The sequence below is a fragment of the Paenibacillus pasadenensis genome, from assembly GCF_023715725.1.
GTDB lineage: Bacteria > Bacillota > Bacilli > Paenibacillales > Paenibacillaceae > Paenibacillus_O > Paenibacillus_O pasadenensis_A.
The window spans coordinates 1,052,063-1,071,774 of the sequence record NZ_JAMBOT010000001.1 but is presented as its reverse complement, the minus strand read 5'-3'; the positions used below and the strand labels follow the sequence as shown (position 1 = coordinate 1,071,774).

Sequence of the window (19,712 nt, the reverse complement as noted above, 5' to 3'; positions counted from 1 at the left end):
AAGGTAGAAAGTGGGATTGACGTATGAATCGCATTCAATCGGCCAAGCTGTATGCAGCGGGCTCTATTTTGCTGCCTGCGGCAGTCGTGATCATCCGGCCTTCCCTGCTGTGGGCAAATCTGCTGTTTCTCGTTTGGACAGCAGCAGCAGCCGTTTTGTGGGTCCATGCGGACCGGCGGCAGCACCGGCAGCAGCTGAAGAGGAGTCTGGCCACAATTCAGCAGGCTTCAATCCAGACTTTAAATCATCATCGTCATGACTGGATGAACGATCTGCAGGTGTTATACGGTTACATTCGGATGAACAAGCCCGACCGGGCGCTAGCCAGCGTTGAGCGGATTCGCGATAAGATGCTTATGGAAAGCAAAATTTCCAAGCTAGGCAGTCCGGCGCTTACCGCTTATCTGCAGTCTTTTCGCACGTTTTCTCCTTCCATTGTGCTTGATGTTGAGATCGAGGACAACGTATCCATGGAGGAGCTGGACGGCGATCGCGATGGCGCGGCCGAAGCTCTAATTGAAGTCATTAATGCCTACCGCTTCAGTACGAAGCCCGGAGTGGGCGATCCCGCTTTGCTGAAGCTGCGGCTTTACCGCGGCAGCGGAGCGCTTATGGTGGAGCTTGAATTTGATGGCGAGCTGACTGACGAGGCTGAACTCATAGACAAATTGGAGCAGCGCCTGCACGGAACACCGTTGCAGGCCGACAGCCTCCAGCAGCATCGCCATGTTCTGCTGAAGGCTCCGCTCTGCGCATAGATGGAGGAACTGAATTATGTTTGTCGATAAAGCCAAGATATTTGTAAAAGGCGGAGACGGCGGGGACGGCATCGTTTCTTTCCGGAGAGAGAAGTACGTTCCGGAAGGCGGCCCTGCCGGAGGAGACGGCGGTCGCGGAGCGAACGTTATTTTCCGCGTTGACGAAGGTTTGCGTACGCTGATGGACTTCCGCTACCAGAAACACTTCAAAGGTGACCGCGGCGAAAAAGGAAGACCCAAAACGATGCACGGCGCAAGAGCGGAAGATATGATCGTCCGTATTCCGCCAGGCACGGTTATCGTTGATGACGACACTGGTGAAATTGTCGGCGACATGACCCGCCATGGCCAGGAAGTTATCGTAGCTAAAGGCGGCCGCGGCGGCCGTGGCAATCCGCGTTTCGCGACGATCAGCAACCCCGCGCCTGAAATCGCCGAAAAAGGTGAAGAAGGACAAGAACGCTGGCTCGTAATGGAGCTGAAGGTAATGGCTGATGTCGGATTGGTCGGCTTCCCAAGCGTCGGCAAGTCGACGCTGCTATCCATCGTTTCGGCCGCAAAGCCAAAGATCGGAGCCTATCACTTCACGACGATTACGCCTAATCTTGGCGTTGTTGATGTCGAAGAGGGCCTCAGCTTTGTTATGGCCGATCTGCCGGGTCTGATCGAAGGCGCGCATGAAGGCGTAGGTCTAGGTCACGAGTTCCTTCGCCACGTTGAGCGCACTCGAGTCATTGTTCATGTTGTGGACATGTCCGGCTCGGAAGGCCGGGATCCGTTCGAGGACTGGCTCAAAATCAACGAAGAGCTTGTGCTGTACAACGCCAAGCTGGCCGAGCGCCCGCAAATTATTGCCGCCAATAAGATGGACATAACGGAGTCCGCGGACAATCTGGAGCTGTTCCGCCAGCAGCTGGCGGAGCATGAGAGCGACCGCGAATACGAAATTGTGCCCATTTCCTCGCTGACGAAGGAAGGTATTCAAGAGCTGCTGTACAAAGCGGCTGCAGTGCTTGACACCGTTCCGGATGCGCCAGAGCTTGAAGAGGTCAAAGAGGTTGAGGAACGCAAAATATATAAACATGAGGAGAAGGAAGAAATTCCATTCCGCGTGTACAAGGAAAACGATTATTTTGTGGTGGAGAGCGAATCGTTCGAGCGGCAGATCAAACGGATTCATCTCAACTCCTACGACGCCGTTATGCGTTTTGCGCGCATGATGCGCCGTATGGGCGTCGATAGCGCACTGCGCAAACTCGGAGCAAAAGACGGCGACACTGTACGCATAGGCGACTTTGCCTTCGAATTTTTTGAAGGAAGCGACTATATTCACGAATAGGGCGGTATGCGCCTGTCATTCGTATAGCTTTTTAAGAGAAACGGCCGGCGACGGCCGTTTTTGTTTGTTTTTAGTCCTGTTAATTTCAAACTTTTATAGGCGATAATTATATAAGTATTGAAACTCTATATTTAACATCTATAAGAGTTGGCAGTATGATAAGTGCAGATGATCAAGGAGAGGGGGTTTGGAAATGAGCGGCAGCGTCAAAAAGCAGTTTGAGCTTGCGGCAGCAGGTTACGATGAACAGCGGAGAGGGCTGATTCCCTGTTATGACGATTTTTACGGAAGCGCCCTGAATGCGGCCTGGACGGATGCTCCTCAGCCAACAATTTTGGAGCTTGGAGCCGGTACGGGGCTTTTTTCCGGAATGCTTAGACGAAAGTATCCTCAGGGAAATTTGACCTTGATGGACTTTAGCGGCAGCATGCTGGCAAAAGCGAAACAACGCTTTTTGGATGACGATAACGTGCAGCTGATAGAGGGAAATATGACGCAGGGGCTGCCGGTTGGCAAGTTTGATCTGATCGTATCCTCTCTGGCCATCCATCATTTAACCCATGAACACAAAAGGCTGGTGTTCCGCCATATCCGGGAAAGGCTGGCAGCAGGCGGAAGGTTCGTCAATGCCGATCAAACCGCTGCCGAATCGCCTCTGTTCGACGAGCTGTACCGGGAGCAGTGGCTGAAGGAGATTTACGACGGCCGGGTGAGCAAGGAGGCAGCCGACGCGTCCGTCAGGCGGAGAGCGGAAGATATTAACGCCAAAACGTCGGAGCAGCTGGGTTGGCTGCGTGAAGCAGGCTTTGAGCATGCCGATTGTGTATATAAATTTCGTGAGTTCACGGTTTTTTGCGCAATGTAACGATATATCCTTCTGTAAAAAACGCCTATGTTCTATAGAATCTGAATGAATCAGCCCGGCACTTTGCGCAATGTTTTTATCACTCCGATAAATCAGGCTGTCCAGGCAAAGAAAAAGGCTTGCTGGCCGGCCGCGCCTTCCGGTATAATGTCCACTATATAAATACAACTGTCTATCGTAGGAGGACGTAACCTTGACGGAGCGATACTTTGTCGTTCGCGAGGATCTGCTGCCTGAGGCGATCGTCAAGACGATTGCGGTGAAGGAAATGCTAAGCCGCGGCGAAGCGGTTACAATTCATGAAGCGGTGGAACGCGCCGGGCTTTCCCGCAGCGCTTTTTACAAATATAGAGACGGCGTCATGACGATGGGCGAAATGGAGCGGGGCACAATTATTACGGTGTCGATGGATCTGGAGCATCGCTCGGGCATTTTATCCCATGTGCTGGGATTGGTGGCCGCGAAGGGCGGAAATGTGCTTACGATTCACCAGAGCATACCTCTCCAAGGTTTTGCCAATGTCGTCATTTCAATGGATACCGCTTCAATGAAGGAAAATCGTTTTGCTTTTCTTGATGAACTTCGCCTGCAGCAGGGGGTAAAGCGAGCGTCGGTTGTCGGGCAGGGCTGATGGGATACAGTTGAACATAGGGGATGAGAACAGAATGAAACCAGTAAAAGTCGGCCTGCTTGGCCTTGGAACGGTAGGAACGGGCGTTGTGCGTATCGTGGAGCGTCATCAGGAGGATCTGATCGGTCAGGTCGGTTCGCCGATCGTGATTGAAAAGGTGCTTGTGCAAAATATGGACAAAGCGCGGAATATCGAAATTGATGCTTCCAAGCTTACGACCGACGCATGGGAAATCATCCGCCACCCGGAGATTGACGTTATCGTTGAAGTCATGGGCGGTATTCAAACGACGAAGGAATATTTGCTGGAGGCGCTGTCCCTCGGCAAACATGTGGTCACGGCCAACAAGGATTTGATGGCGCTGCACGGCCGCGAAATTCTCGCCAAGGCGAGCGAAAACCGCTGCGACGTATTTTACGAAGCGAGCGTGGCGGGCGGCATTCCCATCATTCGCACGCTCATCGAGGGATTCTCCTCGGACCGCATTACGAAAATTATGGGTATCGTGAACGGCACGACGAACTATATTTTGACAAAAATGAGCCAGGAAGGCGCCTCCTACGGAGATGTGCTCAAGGAAGCGCAGCAGCTCGGTTATGCCGAGGCCGACCCGACCTCGGACGTAGAGGGCCTAGACGCCGCGCGCAAAATGACGATTCTCTCCCGCCTTGGCTTCCGCTCGGAGGTTGGCTTGGAGGATGTATCTGTTAAAGGCATTTCCAGCGTAAGCAAGGAGGATATCGGCTACGCGAAGCGTCTCGGTTATGAGGTGAAGCTGCTCGGAATTGCAGAGCGGCAGGATGAGTTCATCAGCGTCAGCGTACAGCCGACGATGGTGAAGGCGAGCCATCCTATTGCCTCGGTAAACGGCGTGTTTAACGCGGTTTACGTGCATGGCGAAGCGGTCGGCGAGACGATGTTTTACGGTGCGGGAGCGGGCGAGCTGCCTACGGCGACCTCAATCGTCGCGGATCTTGTGGCCGTCGTTAAAAATCTCAAAATCGGCGTAAACGGCCTGCAAGGAGCCGGTTCCTATAAAGAGCGGGTGCTGAAAAGCGACGAGCAGATCAGCTCTAAATACTTCCTGAGACTGCATGTGGCCGACCGCGCTGGCGTACTGGCGCGCATTACTCAAGTGTTTGCTGAGTACGACGTGAGCCTGGAGTCCGTTATTCAACAGCCGAACTCGGAGCTGCCTGAGGCCGAAATCATCGTCATTACGCATAATGCCAGCAAAGCGGCCATGAATAAAGTTGTAGACGCGTTCCAAACGCTGGATGTCATCCAGAACGTAAAAAGCGTCTACCGGGTGGAAGGCTGATGGGCATGAGAAGCGTGCTGGTTCGGGTTCCGGCCAGCACGGCGAATCTGGGTCCGGGCTTCGACAGCCTGGGCATGGCTTTGTCTCTTTATGCTTGGGTCGGAATGCGCGAGTCCGACGCCACGGTTATCCGGCTTCATGGTGAAGGACTGGAAGGCATTCCGACCGATAAAAGCAATCTGATCTACAAGGTGGCGCAGCTCCTCTACGAGGAAGCGGGTCTCTCCGTGCCGGAGCTTGAGATTGATATGTACAGCGAGATCCCGCTCACGCGGGGGCTTGGCAGCAGTGCCAGCGCTATCGTTGGAGCGCTTGCCGCGGCCAATGAGCTGGCGGGCCGTCCGCTGGACAAGGACGGTCTTCTGCAGCTGGCGACCCGCTTGGAAGGGCATCCCGACAACGTGGGCGCTTCTCTTTACGGCGGTTTAATTGTTGCCGCATGGGACGGCATCCGTGCGGATTTGATTCGTCTGGAACCACCGGCGCAGATGGGCACGGTTGTAGCCATTCCGCGTTTCCAGCTCGCTACGGAAAAAGCCCGCCATGCGCTGCCGTCCGAGCTGCCGATGAAGGACGCCGTGTTCAACGTCGGCAGAAGCTCGCTGCTTGTTGCGGCATTTGCGACGGGACGTCTGGAGCTCATCGCCAGCGCGATGCGGGATAGGCTTCATCAGCCGTACCGCGCTCCGCTTATTCCCGGAATGGCTGAGGTGCTGGAAGGAGCGGCCGAACATGGCGCGCTCGGCGCGGCGCTGAGCGGCGCCGGTCCAACGCTGCTGGCGCTGGTGGAGCGCGACAGCTCACGCCTTGCGGAGCTGGAGTCGTTTTTGACGGAGACGCTTGAGGCAGCCGGAATTGGCGCCGATCTGCTGCGCTTGCAGCCGGATTTAGACGGTCCAGTTGTGCTGGATGAGAACGAGGCGCCTTGGCTGGCGCCGCAAGGCAATCGTAAAGGAGATCGGCAAGCATGATTAAGGTAGCAGTGCTCCCCGTCGTGTCTACTTCCGACGAAGCCGCGCGCAGCCTATGCGGCGAAAACGGCGCGGAACGGGTTTATTACCCGATGATATCCGACGTTTTCCTGTCCACGGTGGAAGGGAAAACGGATTACAGTGTTATTCCAATCGAGAACACGATTGAAGGCTCCGTTAACCTGCATATGGATTGGCTGCTGCATGAGGTGGATCTGCCGATCCAAGCGGAATGGATTTATCCTTCCCGCCAGCAGCTGATCGGCCGCCGCTCCGAAATTGCCGGCGAGGACGGAGAGCTGGACTACAGCCGGATCGTCCGGGTGTTGAGCCATCCGGTCGCGATGGCGCAGTGCCACACCTTCCTGCGCGCCCATCTGCAGCATGCCGAATGGGAGCATGTGAGCAGCACGGCGGAGGCGGTTAAAATCGTCAGTGAGAACCCCGGCCGCGGCTGGGCCGCTATCGGCTTGACGCTGGCGGCTGAGCATTACGGCATGGATGTGCTGCGAACCGGCGTAACGGATCATGACAACAATTACACACGTTTCCTGCTTGTCGGGAAGGAGCCTTTCCAGCTGCGGGAGTCGCCGGTCCGCAAAACGTCCATCCTTGTAACGCTGCCGGAGGACTACCCGGGCGCGCTGCATCAGGTGCTTTCGGCTTTTTCCTGGAGGCGGATCAACCTGGCGCGCATCGAATCGCGGCCGACCAAAAAACGGCTCGGCACGTACCATTTTGTCATTGATATCGAGATGGCGCTGGACACGGTGCTGCTGCCTGCTGCGCTGCAGGAGATTGAGGCAATTGGCTGTCAGGTAAGAGTGCTTGGCTCTTATCCTAGCTTCGGCAGCACGGCGCCGGAGCTGCCGGAGCAGAATTAAGGCCATTTTATAGACGGACATCGAAGAGACTGCACCGGAGAGCGCAAACGCCGGGCGGTCTCTTTTTCTATTTGCAAAGGGGGATGCGCTGGTTGAAGGAGAAGCAGACTCGAATGGAGAGCATCGGGAGGCTGTACAATTCTTTGAAGGAAGAGGACAAGGAACGGCTTCACGAGCGGTTCACCCCGCATTTTGGCAGCTTGGATGAGCTTAAGACAGGAAATTGGTTTGGCTGGACGGAAAAGAATTTGAAACAGCTAGAGGCGATTATGAGCGGCTATATGTTTACGGTTAACTATGTGCCGGACATGATTACGGATTATAAAAATGATGAAAATCTGTCCAGCTATGTCCGATTTGGATGGATTGAAGATTCCGATGATTAGCCAGAAGAAGATTCGGAGGACGATAAGTCGTAATACGCCGTCAAAAGTGGCTGGGACACCCGATGTTCCGGCTTTTTTGACGTTTGCATCTTAGGCTTAAAGGACCGCCTTGCGCCGGATAAGCTGCAGCGGGTCAAGCCGGCGGCTTGGTTTATTTTACGGAAAATGGAGACAGATGCCTATTCGCTGCATACGATTTAACGACGGGCAGAAGGCGGGATGCCACCGCTATCGCAGCATGCGAAGAGGAGGAGTCGGCAAGTGAAGATTCATATCGTCAAAAAGGGAGATACTCTTTACCTGATCGGCCAGAAATATGGAGTATCCGTGGAGGAAATTCAGAAGCTTAATCCCAATCTGACTAATCCCCATAATTTGCTGATCGGGACTAAGGTCAAGGTTCCGTCTCCGGCTGGAAAGCCGAGCGCGCCGGAGCTGATCCACAAGTACAAGGTGAAACTCGGGGATACGCTTTGGAAGCTGTCCAAAGCTTGGGGCGTATCGCTTCAAGAGCTGATCAAGGCAAATCCGCAAATTACCGATCCGGCAAAGCTGAAGGAAGGGGATACCGTCCATATTCCAAAGCCTTCCACGCCTGCTCCGCTGACAGCTGAGCATAAAGCGGAATCGCATACGGGCCATGCCGGCAAAAAAAATACCGCTGTTATTCCGAAGGCGGAAACGGCGCCGGTGGCGAAGCCGGAAACGATGGTAGAAGCAAAGCCGGAAACCACAGTTGAGGTTGAGATTGAAAAGGAAATTGTCGCACAGCCGGTGCAGCCGCCGCCGCCAGTTCTTCCAGAGCAGCCTGCAGCAAAGCCGGTTGAGAAAAAACCATCCTATGGCAGCGGATATATGGCGCCAGCGCAGCATGGCCATCATCACGGCAAAATGGCCGGAGAGGCTGTACATCCGTTTAAGCAGGAGAAAATTCCGGCTACGGAGGCGCTTGCTCCATTGTTTCAATTGCCCCAGATGCCTGAGATGATGGCGTCAACAGCCTGGCCTGCCCATCATGGCTATAGCAGCGGCTATTCGCCGGAAATTCCCGGAATTGCCGGTATGAACGCAGGAAATGCGATGCCAGGATGGGGCGCAGCCCCGATGTCCGGCGGTTACGGTGCTCAGCCGACCGTTGCCGGAGCAGCGCAAATGCCATCCTACGGCATGGCTCCTATGCAAACGATGCCGGTTAACATGGGAGGTTATGGCGGGATGACAGAAGCCGCCGGAATGGGCGGATATGGAGCTGGTTACGACGCGCCTGTTGGCGGCGTCAGCGGAGGAGGGTATGGCGGTTACGGTTCATATGGCATGCAGCCGTCCGTATTCTATCCTGCGCAAACGGCGGGAGCGGCTGATTCCTACGGAATGCCTGCAGTATGGCCTGCAAATGCGATGCCTGCTGGGGGCGGTTACGGTTGGGATTCCGCAACAGCTCCTGCTGCAACAATGCCTGGCATGGGTTACGGCGGGGCTGGATATATGGCGGGAGCCGCAGCAGGTATGGCCGGGTATGGGGCTTACGGCGCTCCGCAGGTTCAAGGTGTTGCTGCGCAGCCTGGCTACGGCGCCATGCAGGCAGCCGAAATGGCGCCGGATTATAGCGGAGCGTACAGCTATGGCGGCGGCGGAACGTGGCAGCCGCAGGCGACACTGCCTGCCGCAGCCTCCCCGATGCCAGGTTATGCTCAGTGGGGCCCGGGAATGGTCGCCGGAGCTCAGCCTTATGGTCAACCTGCCTGGCCGGCGCAGCATGCCGGACTATCCGCTGCAGACGGATACGGCGGAGCTCAGCCTGCCGCTGCCGGGAGTTATAGCGGACAGCTGAGCCCGGTTAAAGCCCAGCCTTGCGGCTGTGGTGAGCGAACGGAGCCAGGGGCGGATGTTGGCCCGGATAGCGAAGAAGCCGCCCCAGCTGCCGGATTTACGGTGAGCGGCCCGAAAAAGCCGGCCAAAACCGGAACGGCTTCGCAGCAGCGGAAGCCTTCTAAAAAGGCGGTCATCCGTACTGAGGCCCGACCGACCGTCAGACAGTATAAAACAAGCCGCCCCTGGATTAATCAGAACTAACGGCAAATAAAGCATGGATGGATAGGCTCCTTGCCCGCTCTTTATTGGCGGAACAGGAGCTTTTTCTTTCATCTGGTTATGCGTGCATAATTCATCCAGCTTCATCAAATACTAGGGCAAAAAGCGACAGAAAGGGTGAATTCCGAATGTTCTTGTTGTTCAGCCTGTGGAACCAGTTGAAACGGAAATTTCTACGCCGGCCGCTTCGGCTTGCTTGTTCACTAGCCGCAGCGGCCGCGCTGCTGCTTCCGGGCCTGCAGGCGGACGCAGCAGCTTTGTACGGCGGGGATGCCCCAGGTAAAAGCTCAGCGCAGCGGCAGGAGACAGACGGAGGGGCAGCCTCATTTTTAAACGACGGAAAAGCGGCGCCGGTTACGCTTCGACGCGTCTATCTGTGTGGAGAAGAGACGCAGCCGCTCGGACAGCTTCCCCCGGAGGAAGTTCACCGCATGCTGCTGGAGCAGCCTCGTCTGACGGCTACGGTTGAAGGTGCAGCGGTCGTGCTTACGGAGCAAATCAACGATCTGTCGGACAACTGCCGCCGCAGCGCAACGTTCGGTGTAGATAGCGGGGGCAGCCTAACGCTGTTTGAAGGTCCGCCGAAGGAAGAGAAGGTCATGAAGACTTTCTACCAGCTTGATCTGCAGCATATGGAGAGCGCGCTGCCTAAAGAAGAGCTGCAGCGGCTTATCAGCGGCATTCGTGTGCAGGACAAGGATGAGTTCAACAGCGTGCTGTCGAGCTTTGGAGATTATGCGGTTGGTGCCAGCCGCGGAACGATGCAGCATACTTATTGAAAAAGGCTTAACGTTTGCATTTCCCTGAAGTTTAAAGAGCAGGGAGCGAAAGAGCTGTCCTTGACGAGAAATCGTCCGGGGCGGCTCTTTTTTGCGTCCGAAATTGGGTTTCGCGACAGTGGCATAGCTTAAGGACGTCAAACGACCTTACGGAGCCGATATGGCGGACCGTATTTGGCTGGTTGGCAAACGCTTCTCCGAAACGCTTGTTCTCATGCCGGGCTGATCCTGCTATAATAATAGAGTCTGTACCCCGGGCAGAAGGGGTTTTTTTAGTTTTTTTCGGAAGATACGCAATTAGGATTCTATTAGCGGCAAGGAGTGGCGCGGGTGCGTATTTTGGGAATAGACCCGGGCATCGCCATCGTCGGGTTCGGATTTATTGATAAGGATGGCAGCAAGCTGACGCCTGTGCAGTACGGATCGATTGAGACGGAGGCGGGCACTCCGCATGAGAAGCGGCTTAAGCAAGTATACGATTCCGCCTCGGCGCTTATGGACAAGTACAAGCCGGACTGCGTTGCAGTTGAAAAGCTGTTTTTTAACCGCAACGTAACAACGGCTTTTACGGTTGGCGAAGCGCGGGGCGTTATTATTTTGGCTGCTGCCCAGCGCGGGCTGCCGATTAGCGAATATACGCCGATGCAGGTCAAACAGGCTGTTGTCGGATACGGCAAGGCGGAAAAACGCCAGGTGCAGGAGATGGTCCGCATGTTTCTCAAGCTGGCCAAAATTCCAAAGCCCGATGACGTGGCGGATGCGCTGGCCGTGGCGGTCTGCCATGCGCATTTTTCCGTTATGCAGACCAAATTGAACGAGGTGCGCCGAAAATGATCGATTACATGAGGGGCCGAGTCGCCCATATTGAAGCCGATTCCGTCGTTGTTGACGTGCGCGATATCGGCTATCAGATTTTTACGCCGAATCCTTATGCATTCGGAAGAAGCGAGGATGCAGTGACCGTGTACTGCCACTATCATGTGCGCGAGGACGCGGTTCAGCTGTTCGGCTTTCAGACGCGCGAGGAGCAGGCTTTATTCCGCAAGCTGCTGGACGTGTCCGGCATCGGGCCGCGCGTAGCGGTCGGCATTCTTGCAGGCGGCCGCCCGGAGGCCGTCATTGCTGCGATTCACCGCGAGGACTTGAGCTTTCTGACGCGGCTGCCGGGAATCGGCAAAAAGACGGCTCAGCGCATGATACTGGATCTGAAAGACAAGCTCCAGCTGTCGGCTGAGACGGTGGAGCTGCAATGGGAAGCCGAAGCGGCTGGCGGAGCCGGCGTTTCAGCAGCCGGGGCTGAGCTTTGGAGCGAGGCGCGCGAGGCCCTCGCAGCACTTGGTTATACGGCGGCGGAGCTTGACCGCGCCTGGGCCGGTATGGGCGGCGCTCAGCAGCCGGGCGAGTCCGTGGATGCGCTGATGAAGCGCGCGCTGCAGCAGCTGTTCAAGGGCTGATTGAAAAGGGGGATTTGATTGATGGAGGATGAACGCATCATATCCGCCAATTTGATGATGGAGGACCAGACGGCGGAATTCAGTCTGCGCCCGCGTTATCTTTCGGAATATATCGGACAGTCGCAGGTCAAGGACAACTTGAAGGTGTTCATCGAGGCGGCCAAGCTGCGCAAGGAAGCGCTGGACCATGTGCTGCTCTACGGCCCCCCGGGCCTTGGCAAAACGACGCTTTCAAACATTATCGCCAATGAGCTTGGCGTTAGTTTGCGCACGACTTCTGGTCCGGCAATCGAGCGTCCAGGCGATTTGGCGGCGCTGCTGACGAATCTGCAGGAAGGCGACGTGCTGTTTATCGATGAGATTCATCGATTGAACCGGTCCGTTGAGGAAGTTCTGTATCCCGCAATGGAGGATTTCTGTCTTGATATTATGATCGGCAAAGGGCCAAGCGCCCGCTCGGTGCGGCTGGATTTGCCTCCGTTCACGCTAATCGGGGCGACGACGCGGGCCGGTTTGCTCAGTGCTCCGCTTCGCGACCGGTTCGGTGTCGTAAGCCGGCTTGAATATTACGGCACGGATGAGCTTGCGTTTATTATCTCGCGTTCCGCAGAGATTCTGGACGTACATATGGTTGGCGAGGCTGCGCACGAAATTGCGCTTCGCTCGCGCGGGACTCCGCGTATCGCGAACCGCCTGCTCAAACGGGTGCGGGATTTTGCGCAGGTGCGCGGAGACGGCATTATTACCAGCGAGCTGTCTGAGCTGGCGCTGTCGCTCATCGCGGTTGATCCGCTCGGACTTGACCGGATTGACCATAAGATGCTGCAGGCGATGATTACGAATTACCGGGGCGGTCCGGTCGGACTGGATACGATTGCGGCGACGATCGGGGAAGAAAGCCAGACGATTGAAGATGTCTACGAGCCGTATTTAATGCAAATCGGCTTTTTACAACGGACGCCGCGCGGCCGGGTGGCGACGCCGCTTGCCTATCGGCATCTAGGAATTCCGGTACCGGAGTAGGCGATTTTTACGGAATTGTTGACATAGAACAACTTCGACAGCAGAACCGGAGTATAACAAAGGAAGGACTTGCCAAAGCCGCTTTGTCATCCGGTGATGATGTGCCCGGTCATGACGGGCTTTAGAGGTCTAACCATGTTATAGATTCCCTGTCGCTTTATCTCGACGGGTTATATTCGTGCGAGGTTGTAAGGACTCTTCGGGGAACGGAAGGAGAGAAGAATGTCTAGAACGAAAGGCATAAAGGCTGTAATGGCGGCGGGAATCGGAGCGGCTGTGCTGGCAGGCTGCCTGTTTGCGCCGCTTGGCGCTTCGGCAGACGACGCCATGGAGGAGAAACAGATTCGCGTCGGCATTTTTATAACGGTACCGAACAAATATACGCTGACAACTCCGGCCGCAACGCTGAGCTCGGCAGGCGGCTTGCGGATTGGCGTTAAACAGAACGGGGAAAGCGCTTTGCTGGACCGGATCTCTAGCGGCTCCGATATCCGTGCGATGGCGGAGGCATACTCTGCTCTGCTGGGCGAAAGCTCCGACTTTGCTGCTGCGCTGGCTGCATTCAAAGCGGTTAAATCGGCGGGCGGCAATCCGGTGCTGGAAGCTGTAGAGCGCTCCGCAGGGAAAACATATCAAGTATCTGAAGGTACATATGCAACGTCTGCGGCCGCGTCTGCGGCTATGGCCAAGTGGAGCCAAAACGCTACGGTGAAGCTGATCGGCGGCGATTCCGGACTGAGAGGACCGCTGCATCTGGAAACCGGCTCCTTTACGTCGGAAGCTGAGGCGATTGCCGCCGCAGCCCAGTTCAGCAAGGCGGGAGCGGATACGTTTCTTGCCCTGCGGCCTGGCGGCAGCGGAACGGAATATTCCGTAATGGTGGGAGCGGCAGCGGACAGCGCCGCGCTTGAGGCGCTGCGCATCAAGCTGTCTGGAGTTGCGGAAGCCGCTGTTTTGAAGCAGGCTGCCCCTGGCGGATATTTACTGAAGCGCCAGGAGTTTTCGGTAAGCCAGAAGGCCGGTTCTCCGACCACGCTGTACCAGGCGCCAGTTGGTTCCTTTGCTGTCATTCAGCCGGGCGGCAATGAGCCGATCAAGCTTGCCGAGAGATATGGCCGCAGCTATCGGGGGCAGTTTGAGATTGGCAGTTATAACGGCGCTTTAGCTGTTATTAATGAGGTTGATTTCGAGAAGTATCTGTACTCCGTCGTCGGCGGAGAAATGCCGGGTTCATGGCATTCTGAAGCGCTGAAGGCGCAGGCTGTCGCAGCGCGCTCCTACGCGCTCTCCAAAGGAACTGCGTTTGGCACGGCTCAAGTAGTTGATACAACGCTCAGCCAAGTCTATAATGGGACAGGCTCGGAAAAATCAACGACGATTCAGGCTGTGGACGCCACCGCCGGAACGGTCATGATGTACAAAGGCAAACCGGTTGAGGCGGTGTTCTCCTCCAGCTCAGGCGGACAGACGGCGGATCCGTCGGAAGTATGGGGCGGCTCGATTCCGTACTTGAAAAGCGTAAGCAGTCCGGATCACACGTCCGAGAACGGTTTGATGGACTGGCACCGAGTTCTTACCCCGTCCGGCAAAACCGGATATGTCCGTTCGGATACGGTCACGCTTAGCGAGAGCAAAAATGCGGCTGGAGCCGCAATTGCGTCGGTGAAATCGAACGATACCAATGTGCGGCCGATTCCGCTTGTGCAATCGGATGTGAGCCCAGTCGAAAAGCTCAGTGCCGGCGCCAAAGTAACGGTGCTGGAGACGGTTGTTCAATCGAACGAGATGAATTGGATTCGCGGGCCTTATACATCCCAGCAGCTGCTTGACTTGATGAAAGGCAAAACGACAAATGCCGTATCAGGACCGATTATCAGCTTGGAAGTTTCGCAGCGCGGGCCTTCCGACCGTGTGCAAAAGCTGCTTGTAAACGGCAAGGAGCTTCCCGTCAAAACACCGGACAATCTGCGCGGAGCGCTGGGGGGACTGCCCAGCACCCGCTTCTGGATTGAACCGGCCGGGGAATTGTCCCTGATCGGAGCCTCGGGACGCACCGGCACCAAAGGATCGGGCTCGCAGGTGCAGCTATTGGGAGCAAATGGTGTGAAAACTTCCTCGGCCGGCGGAGCTTCTCTTAATACAATCGGCGCGGGCGGCGTAATTCGGCCCGTCGCTGCTTCCTCGTCCTGGTTTATTCGCGGAAAGGGCTACGGCCATGGGCTCGGCTTGTCCCAGTACGGAGCCAAAGGACTGGCGGAGCAAGGGTATGATTACCAGGCGATTCTGAAATACTACTACAAAGAAATTGAACTCGTTAAGGACGGATACTGATTTCATGAATGTAGAAGACTACGATTTTCATTTGCCGGAAAGTCTGATAGCCCAGACGCCGCTCCTTGAGCGGACTGCATCCCGGCTGCTATCCTTGAATAAGGAGACAGGAGAGATCCGTCACCACGTTTTTCGGGATCTTAAGCAATATTTAAAAGCGGGAGATACGCTTGTCGTTAACGATACGCGTGTCCTTCCCGCGCGTCTGCTTGGCGTCAAGGAGGATACCGGAGCCAAAGCGGAGCTGCTGCTGCTTAAACAGCTGCAAGGCGACACCTGGGAAACATTGGCGAAGCCGGGCAAAAAGCTGAAAACCGGCTCCGTTATCGTTTTTGGCAGCGGAGAGGACGGGCAGCCGCTGCTGCGCGCCGTTGTGGAAGACGAAGGCGACATGGGAGGCCGGATCGTACGTTTCGAATACGAAGGCATCTTTCAGGAGCTGCTTGACCGGCTTGGCGAAATGCCGCTGCCTCCTTATATCAAGGAGCGGCTGGATGACCGTGAGCGATATCAGACGGTTTATTCCCGACAGGCTGGCTCCGCGGCCGCGCCGACGGCCGGGCTGCATTTTACCGAGCCATTTTTGCGGGAGCTGCAGGAGATGGGCGTTGAGCTGGCTCCGCTGACGCTGCATGTCGGGCTTGGCACGTTCCGCCCCATATCGGCGGATACGATTGAGGAGCATGTGATGCACTCGGAGTATTACGAGCTGAGCGGGGAAACGGCGGACAAGCTCCGGCGGACGAAGGAACGCGGAGGACGGATCATTGCCGTTGGCACAACGTCGGCGCGCACGCTGGAGACAGCTGCCGCGCGTTTCCCGGACGGGTTGCAGGCTTGCAGCGGCTGGACCGACATTTTTATCTATCCCGGCTACAAGTTCCGCGCCGTGGATGCTTTATTGACCAATTTTCATCTGCCGAAGTCGACGCTGGTCATGCTGGTCAGCGCGCTGGCCGGCCGCGAAGCCGTTTTGAACGCCTATGAAACGGCAGTCCGGGAGGAGTACCGGTTTTTCAGCTTCGGCGATGCGATGTTTATTTACTAGAACTATCTTTAAGGAATGGAAGAGTGAACAGTGGCTGTAACCTATGAACTGATAAAAGTATGCAAACAATCCGGCGCGCGGCTTGGCCGCGTCCACACGCCGCATGGCGTGATCGAGACGCCGGCGTTTATGCCCGTTGGCACCCAGGCGACCGTCAAAACGATGAGTCCGGAAGAGCTCAAGGAAATGGACGCCCATATTATTTTGAGCAATACGTATCATCTTTGGCTGCGCCCCGGCCATGAACTGATCAAAAAAGCAGGCGGACTGCATAAGTTCATGAACTGGGATCGTCCAATTCTGACTGACAGTGGCGGCTTCCAGGTGTTCTCGCTGAGCAACATGCGCAAAATCCAGGAGGAGGGAGTTGAATTCCGTTCCCATTTGAACGGAGACAAGCTGTTCCTTTCCCCGGAAAAGGCGATGGAGATTCAGAATGCGCTTGGCTCCGATATTATGATGGCATTCGACGAATGTCCGCCGTACCCGGCGGAATACGAATACATTAAAAAGTCGCTGGAGCGGACGTCCCGCTGGGCGGAGCGCTGCCTGAAAGCTCATGCCCGTCCAAGTGACCAAGGGCTGTTCGCCATCATTCAAGGCGGCATGCATGCCGATCTGCGCCGTCAAAGCGCGGCGGATTTGACTTCCCTGGATTTTCCGGGGTATGCTATTGGAGGTCTCAGCGTAGGAGAACCCAAACATCTCATGTATGAGGTGCTGGAAGAAACCATTCCGCTGCTGCCGGGCAACAAACCGCGTTATTTAATGGGAGTTGGCTCGCCGGATGCGCTATTGGAAGGCGCCATTCGCGGCGTTGACATGTTCGATTGCGTGCTTCCTACGCGAATTGCGCGCAACGGCACCACAATGACGAGCGAAGGCCGCGTCAATATCCGCAACGCCAAGTTTGCGGAGGATTTCGGGCCGCTTGATCCGAAATGCTCTTGTTATACGTGCCGCAACTACTCCCGGGCTTATTTGCGCCATCTGATCAAGGCCGACGAGACGTTTGGCATCCGCCTGACGACCTACCATAACCTGCATTTCCTGTTGGAGATGATGCGCGGCGTGCGCCAGGCGATTATGGAGGACAGGCTGCTTGATTTCCGGGATGAGTTCTTCACGATGTACGGCCTGCATGACAACGACAAAGGGTTTTAAGCTTCAGACCTTTGGAGATATATGAAAGGGGTAATGGTTATGTTTCTTGCTACAGCCGGAGGAGGTAGCGGCGGCTGGGTTGGTGCCCTGCTGCCATTCGTCCTTATGTTCGCGGTGTTTTATTTCCTGCTGATCCGTCCGCAGCAGAAGAAGCAAAAAACGCGTAACGCCTTGTTAAGCTCCTTGAAAAAGGGTGACAAAATTTCTACGATTGGCGGCATGCACGGCACGATTGCCGAGCTTACTGACGATACGGTCGTTTTGCGTGTGAACGACACAACCCGCATTACGTTTGAGCGCAGCGCAATCAACACGGTGCTGCACAGCGCTCCGGCCAAAGGCGAGATTAAAGCCGCAGCCGTGAAAGAAGAAAAAAGCGACAAAGTCGATCCGGAAGGCACGGTTTAATCGTCCGCGGATTGTCCGGCTGAACGGGAGTTCCCAGGGCAGCCGGTTATATGTGCCAAAAGCCTGTGCTCCGATTCGGAGCACAGGCTTTTTGTATTAAAGATAAAAAGCTGCGGCTATTCATTTGTTGAATCTGCGGAGGAGTGCAGTCCGGCTGCTTTCAACGCAAGCTGACGGATGCGCCCTGTAAGGCTGGCCGGTTCCAGCGCTACTGCGCCGGGAGCCAGCGAGAGAATAATACTGGCGGCATAATCCTCTGTATCAAACTCCGCATCCGCTTGCAGCCATTCTTCATGTCCGGATGCTGTACAGGCTTTTGCTTCACTGCGGTTAACCGCTCCATCGCCGTATTTACCGCCCCCCTCAGAGACAGCAGCCGGATACAAGCTGGCGTCATTACACCAGACATTCAACACGCGTACATAGCGCATTCGGCTTAACCGCTCCAGTGCATCCGGCTTTAGCAGCAGCTTGGCGGGAATCGGCTGAGGCAGCGATTGGCGAAAACGTGCCAGCGAGCCGGCCCACCATGAGGCCAGATCAAATGATTCAGGGCGCTTAAAGCTGCGGCTGTCCAGCTCCGCATCGGCAATACGTGAGACGCGAAACGTTTTACGCATCCCCGCAGCTGAAGGCGGGGCCTCATCGTCGTCTGTCGCGTTCTGCAGTTCGTCTGCGATCAGATACCAGGAGCTTCCCTTCAGCACCAGCGCTAGCGGCGCTGCCAGTCGAAGGTTCGGAGGAGGTCCGTTGATGACTCCGTTTTTAACATAATGGAAGCGGAGCAGACGATTCTGCAGCACCGCTTCCATAAGCGCATTAAGATGGGGCTGGTTCAAACCCGCCGTATGCCAATCCTCTCCATCTATGAGCAGTCTGGATTGAAGGGCGGATGCATGTGGCAGCACCGCCTGAGGATGGGCAGCCCGCAGCTTGAGCAAAGCGCTGTCCAATGTAGAGGACCAGCCCAGGTCGTGTGCGGCCCGGCTTTGGGAGGCGATCAGCAGCGCTTTCCACTCCTCGGCATCCAAGCCGGTCAGTCGGGTGCGATAACCGTCCATGAGCCGCCAGCCGCCGCTGCTGCCGCGCTCTGCTAGGACGGGAATTCCGGCTGCGCTCAGCGACTCCATATCCCGATGAATCGTGCGCTCGGATACTTCAAGCCGCTCGGACAGCTCTTTGGCGCTTAGCTTGCCTTCCGCCTGCAGCAGAAGCAGCAGCTCCAGCAAACGTTCTCCCTTCAAGGCGACCCCTCCTTTTTTTATCCAGGCGTAGTTATCCATTATTATATCCTACATATATGACAAAGGTTGTCATGAAGGCAGGTTACACTAAGTATAAGAAAGTTGATAAAGGAGTGAGCGTGAATGGCTGAATTGACAGGGAAAGTGGCGCTTGTAGCCGGAGCGACTCGAGGGGCCGGGCGCGGGATAGCCGAGGCGTTAGGAGAGAAAGGAGCAACGGTGTATATAAGCGGCAGATCGACACGCAGCGGGCAATCGGAGATGGGGAGGCCGGAAACGATTGAGGAAACGGCGGAACGTGTCGTGAAGCGGGGCGGAGTAGCGATAGCGGTACGGACCGATCATCGGGACCGTGAGCAGATCAAGTCGCTGATGGAGCAGATTCAGAGGGACCATGGCCGCATTGACATCCTGGTGAATGATATATGGGGCGGTGAAAAGCTTACCCATTGGAACAAGCCGTTTTGGGAAACGCCCTTGGAGGATGCGCTGAAGCTGCAGCAAACCGTATTGGAGACGCATTATATGACCGCTTATTTTGCTGCTCCTCTGCTTTTGAACAGTGAAGACGCGCTCATTGCGGAAATTACGGACGGCACCGATTATCGTTATCGCGGCAATCTGCCGTACAGCTTGGCCAAAGCTTGGGGCATCCACATGGGACATGGGTTGGCCGAAGAATGGAAAGCAAAAGGTGTAACGGCTGTTTCTCTGACTCCCGGGTTTCTAAGGTCGGAAGAAATGCTGGATTATTTCGGCGTCACGGAGGCGAATTGGCGGGATGCGGGAGAGCGGGAAGTTCATTTTTTGCAGTCGGAAACACCTCTCTTTGTAGGCAGGGCGCTAGCTTGTCTTGCTGCCGACCCCGGCAAGCTGGAGCTTAGCGGACGCGCGCTCAGCTCCTGGGAGCTGTCGGACAGGTACGGCTTTGTGGACGATGACGGAAGACGGCCGCATTGGGGACGATACTTTGAAACGCTTGAAACGCCGCCAACTGTAACGTAAACCAAAAAAT

At 55.8% G+C, this 19,712-nt stretch carries 19 protein-coding genes; 18 read left to right on the top strand and 1 reads right to left on the bottom strand.

What is annotated here, in order from left to right:
* Positions 1-23 precede the first annotated feature (23 nt).
* The 17 genes from M3223_RS04960 (at position 24) to yajC (ending at position 17,453) form a co-directional block, all read left to right on the top strand.
* Positions 24-758: a Spo0B domain-containing protein gene (locus tag M3223_RS04960; RefSeq protein WP_251559545.1), complete on the top strand. Its 735-nt coding sequence runs from the start codon at positions 24-26 to the stop codon at positions 756-758.
* A gap of 16 nt (positions 759-774) precedes the next feature.
* Positions 775-2,097, top strand: a complete 1,323-nt coding sequence (obgE, locus tag M3223_RS04955) for a GTPase ObgE (RefSeq protein WP_251559543.1) — start codon at positions 775-777, stop codon at positions 2,095-2,097.
* Between the two features lie 193 nt (positions 2,098-2,290).
* Positions 2,291-2,962 carry a class I SAM-dependent methyltransferase gene (locus M3223_RS04950; RefSeq protein ID WP_251559541.1) on the top strand — a complete coding sequence of 224 codons (672 nt, stop codon included), beginning with the start codon at positions 2,291-2,293 and terminating at the stop codon, positions 2,960-2,962.
* Between the two features lie 193 nt (positions 2,963-3,155).
* Positions 3,156-3,593, top strand: coding sequence for an ACT domain-containing protein (locus M3223_RS04945; RefSeq protein WP_251559539.1), 438 nt, complete (start codon positions 3,156-3,158; stop codon positions 3,591-3,593).
* Between the two features lie 34 nt (positions 3,594-3,627).
* Complete coding sequence (locus M3223_RS04940; protein WP_251559537.1) at positions 3,628-4,914, top strand: homoserine dehydrogenase; 1,287 nt, start codon at positions 3,628-3,630, stop codon at positions 4,912-4,914.
* Entirely contained in the window at positions 4,914-5,885 is a 972-nt protein-coding gene (gene thrB / locus M3223_RS04935) for a homoserine kinase (protein WP_251559534.1), read from the top strand. Before M3223_RS04940 ends, thrB begins: the two co-directional genes overlap by 1 nt.
* Positions 5,882-6,769: a prephenate dehydratase gene (gene pheA, locus M3223_RS04930; protein WP_251559532.1), complete on the top strand. Its 888-nt coding sequence runs from the start codon at positions 5,882-5,884 to the stop codon at positions 6,767-6,769. Before thrB ends, pheA begins: the two co-directional genes overlap by 4 nt.
* 92 nt (positions 6,770-6,861) lie before the next feature.
* A complete protein-coding gene (locus tag M3223_RS04925; protein WP_251559530.1) occupies positions 6,862-7,155 on the top strand; it encodes a hypothetical protein in 294 nt (97 codons plus the stop codon).
* 261 nt (positions 7,156-7,416) lie between these two features.
* A complete protein-coding gene (locus tag M3223_RS04920) occupies positions 7,417-9,228 on the top strand; it encodes a LysM peptidoglycan-binding domain-containing protein (protein WP_251559528.1) in 1,812 nt (603 codons plus the stop codon).
* Positions 9,229-9,374: 146 nt separating this feature from the next.
* On the top strand, positions 9,375-10,025 hold the full coding sequence (locus tag M3223_RS04915; protein ID WP_251559526.1) for a BofC C-terminal domain-containing protein: 651 nt from the start codon (positions 9,375-9,377) through the stop codon (positions 10,023-10,025).
* 330 nt (positions 10,026-10,355) lie between these two features.
* On the top strand, positions 10,356-10,859 hold the full coding sequence (gene ruvC, locus M3223_RS04910; protein WP_251559524.1) for a crossover junction endodeoxyribonuclease RuvC: 504 nt from the start codon (positions 10,356-10,358) through the stop codon (positions 10,857-10,859).
* Positions 10,856-11,479: a Holliday junction branch migration protein RuvA gene (gene ruvA / locus M3223_RS04905; RefSeq protein ID WP_251559522.1), complete on the top strand. Its 624-nt coding sequence runs from the start codon at positions 10,856-10,858 to the stop codon at positions 11,477-11,479. The genes ruvC and ruvA overlap by 4 nt, the downstream gene beginning before the upstream one ends.
* A 21-nt stretch (positions 11,480-11,500) precedes the next feature.
* Positions 11,501-12,502 (top strand): Holliday junction branch migration DNA helicase RuvB, encoded by a 1,002-nt coding sequence (ruvB, locus tag M3223_RS04900; RefSeq protein ID WP_251559520.1) that lies wholly within the window; start codon positions 11,501-11,503, stop codon positions 12,500-12,502.
* Positions 12,503-12,724: 222 nt separating this feature from the next.
* Complete coding sequence (locus M3223_RS04895) at positions 12,725-14,833, top strand: SpoIID/LytB domain-containing protein (protein WP_251559518.1); 2,109 nt, start codon at positions 12,725-12,727, stop codon at positions 14,831-14,833.
* 4 nt (positions 14,834-14,837) lie between these two features.
* Entirely contained in the window at positions 14,838-15,881 is a 1,044-nt protein-coding gene (gene queA, locus M3223_RS04890; RefSeq protein WP_251559516.1) for a tRNA preQ1(34) S-adenosylmethionine ribosyltransferase-isomerase QueA, read from the top strand.
* Positions 15,882-15,911: 30 nt separating this feature from the next.
* The gene (gene tgt, locus M3223_RS04885) at positions 15,912-17,045 is read left to right on the top strand and encodes a tRNA guanosine(34) transglycosylase Tgt (RefSeq protein ID WP_251559514.1); all 1,134 of its coding nucleotides are present in this window, start codon (positions 15,912-15,914) and stop codon (positions 17,043-17,045) included.
* A 39-nt stretch (positions 17,046-17,084) separates the two neighbouring features.
* A complete protein-coding gene (gene yajC / locus M3223_RS04880) occupies positions 17,085-17,453 on the top strand; it encodes a preprotein translocase subunit YajC (protein ID WP_251559511.1) in 369 nt (122 codons plus the stop codon).
* Between the two features lie 116 nt (positions 17,454-17,569).
* Here the strand turns inward: yajC and M3223_RS04875 are convergent, their stop codons facing one another.
* Positions 17,570-18,697, bottom strand: coding sequence for a helix-turn-helix transcriptional regulator (locus M3223_RS04875; protein WP_251559509.1), 1,128 nt, complete (start codon positions 18,695-18,697; stop codon positions 17,570-17,572).
* Between the two features lie 123 nt (positions 18,698-18,820).
* Here M3223_RS04875 and M3223_RS04870 point away from each other — a divergent pair, with 123 nt between their 5' ends.
* The gene (locus M3223_RS04870; protein ID WP_251559507.1) at positions 18,821-19,702 is read left to right on the top strand and encodes an SDR family oxidoreductase; all 882 of its coding nucleotides are present in this window, start codon (positions 18,821-18,823) and stop codon (positions 19,700-19,702) included.
* Positions 19,703-19,712: the final 10 nt, after the last annotated feature.

Excerpts from the sequence above, each read along its gene's own strand:
- yajC (WP_251559511.1), top strand. The coding sequence starts at position 17,085 with ATGTTTCTTGCTACAGCCGGAGGAGGTAGCGGCGGCTGGGTTGGTGCC.
- pheA (WP_251559532.1), top strand. The coding sequence starts at position 5,882 with ATGATTAAGGTAGCAGTGCTCCCCGTCGTGTCTACTTCCGACGAAGCC.
- M3223_RS04960 (WP_251559545.1), top strand. The coding sequence starts at position 24 with ATGAATCGCATTCAATCGGCCAAGCTGTATGCAGCGGGCTCTATTTTG.
- thrB (WP_251559534.1), top strand. The coding sequence starts at position 4,914 with ATGGGCATGAGAAGCGTGCTGGTTCGGGTTCCGGCCAGCACGGCGAAT.
- ruvA (WP_251559522.1), top strand. The coding sequence starts at position 10,856 with ATGATCGATTACATGAGGGGCCGAGTCGCCCATATTGAAGCCGATTCC.
- ruvB (WP_251559520.1), top strand. The coding sequence starts at position 11,501 with ATGGAGGATGAACGCATCATATCCGCCAATTTGATGATGGAGGACCAG.
- M3223_RS04915 (WP_251559526.1), top strand. The coding sequence starts at position 9,375 with ATGTTCTTGTTGTTCAGCCTGTGGAACCAGTTGAAACGGAAATTTCTA.
- M3223_RS04895 (WP_251559518.1), top strand. The coding sequence starts at position 12,725 with ATGTCTAGAACGAAAGGCATAAAGGCTGTAATGGCGGCGGGAATCGGA.
- obgE (WP_251559543.1), top strand. The coding sequence starts at position 775 with ATGTTTGTCGATAAAGCCAAGATATTTGTAAAAGGCGGAGACGGCGGG.
- M3223_RS04870 (WP_251559507.1), top strand. The coding sequence starts at position 18,821 with ATGGCTGAATTGACAGGGAAAGTGGCGCTTGTAGCCGGAGCGACTCGA.
- M3223_RS04950 (WP_251559541.1), top strand. The coding sequence starts at position 2,291 with ATGAGCGGCAGCGTCAAAAAGCAGTTTGAGCTTGCGGCAGCAGGTTAC.
- queA (WP_251559516.1), top strand. The coding sequence starts at position 14,838 with ATGAATGTAGAAGACTACGATTTTCATTTGCCGGAAAGTCTGATAGCC.
- M3223_RS04940 (WP_251559537.1), top strand. The coding sequence starts at position 3,628 with ATGAAACCAGTAAAAGTCGGCCTGCTTGGCCTTGGAACGGTAGGAACG.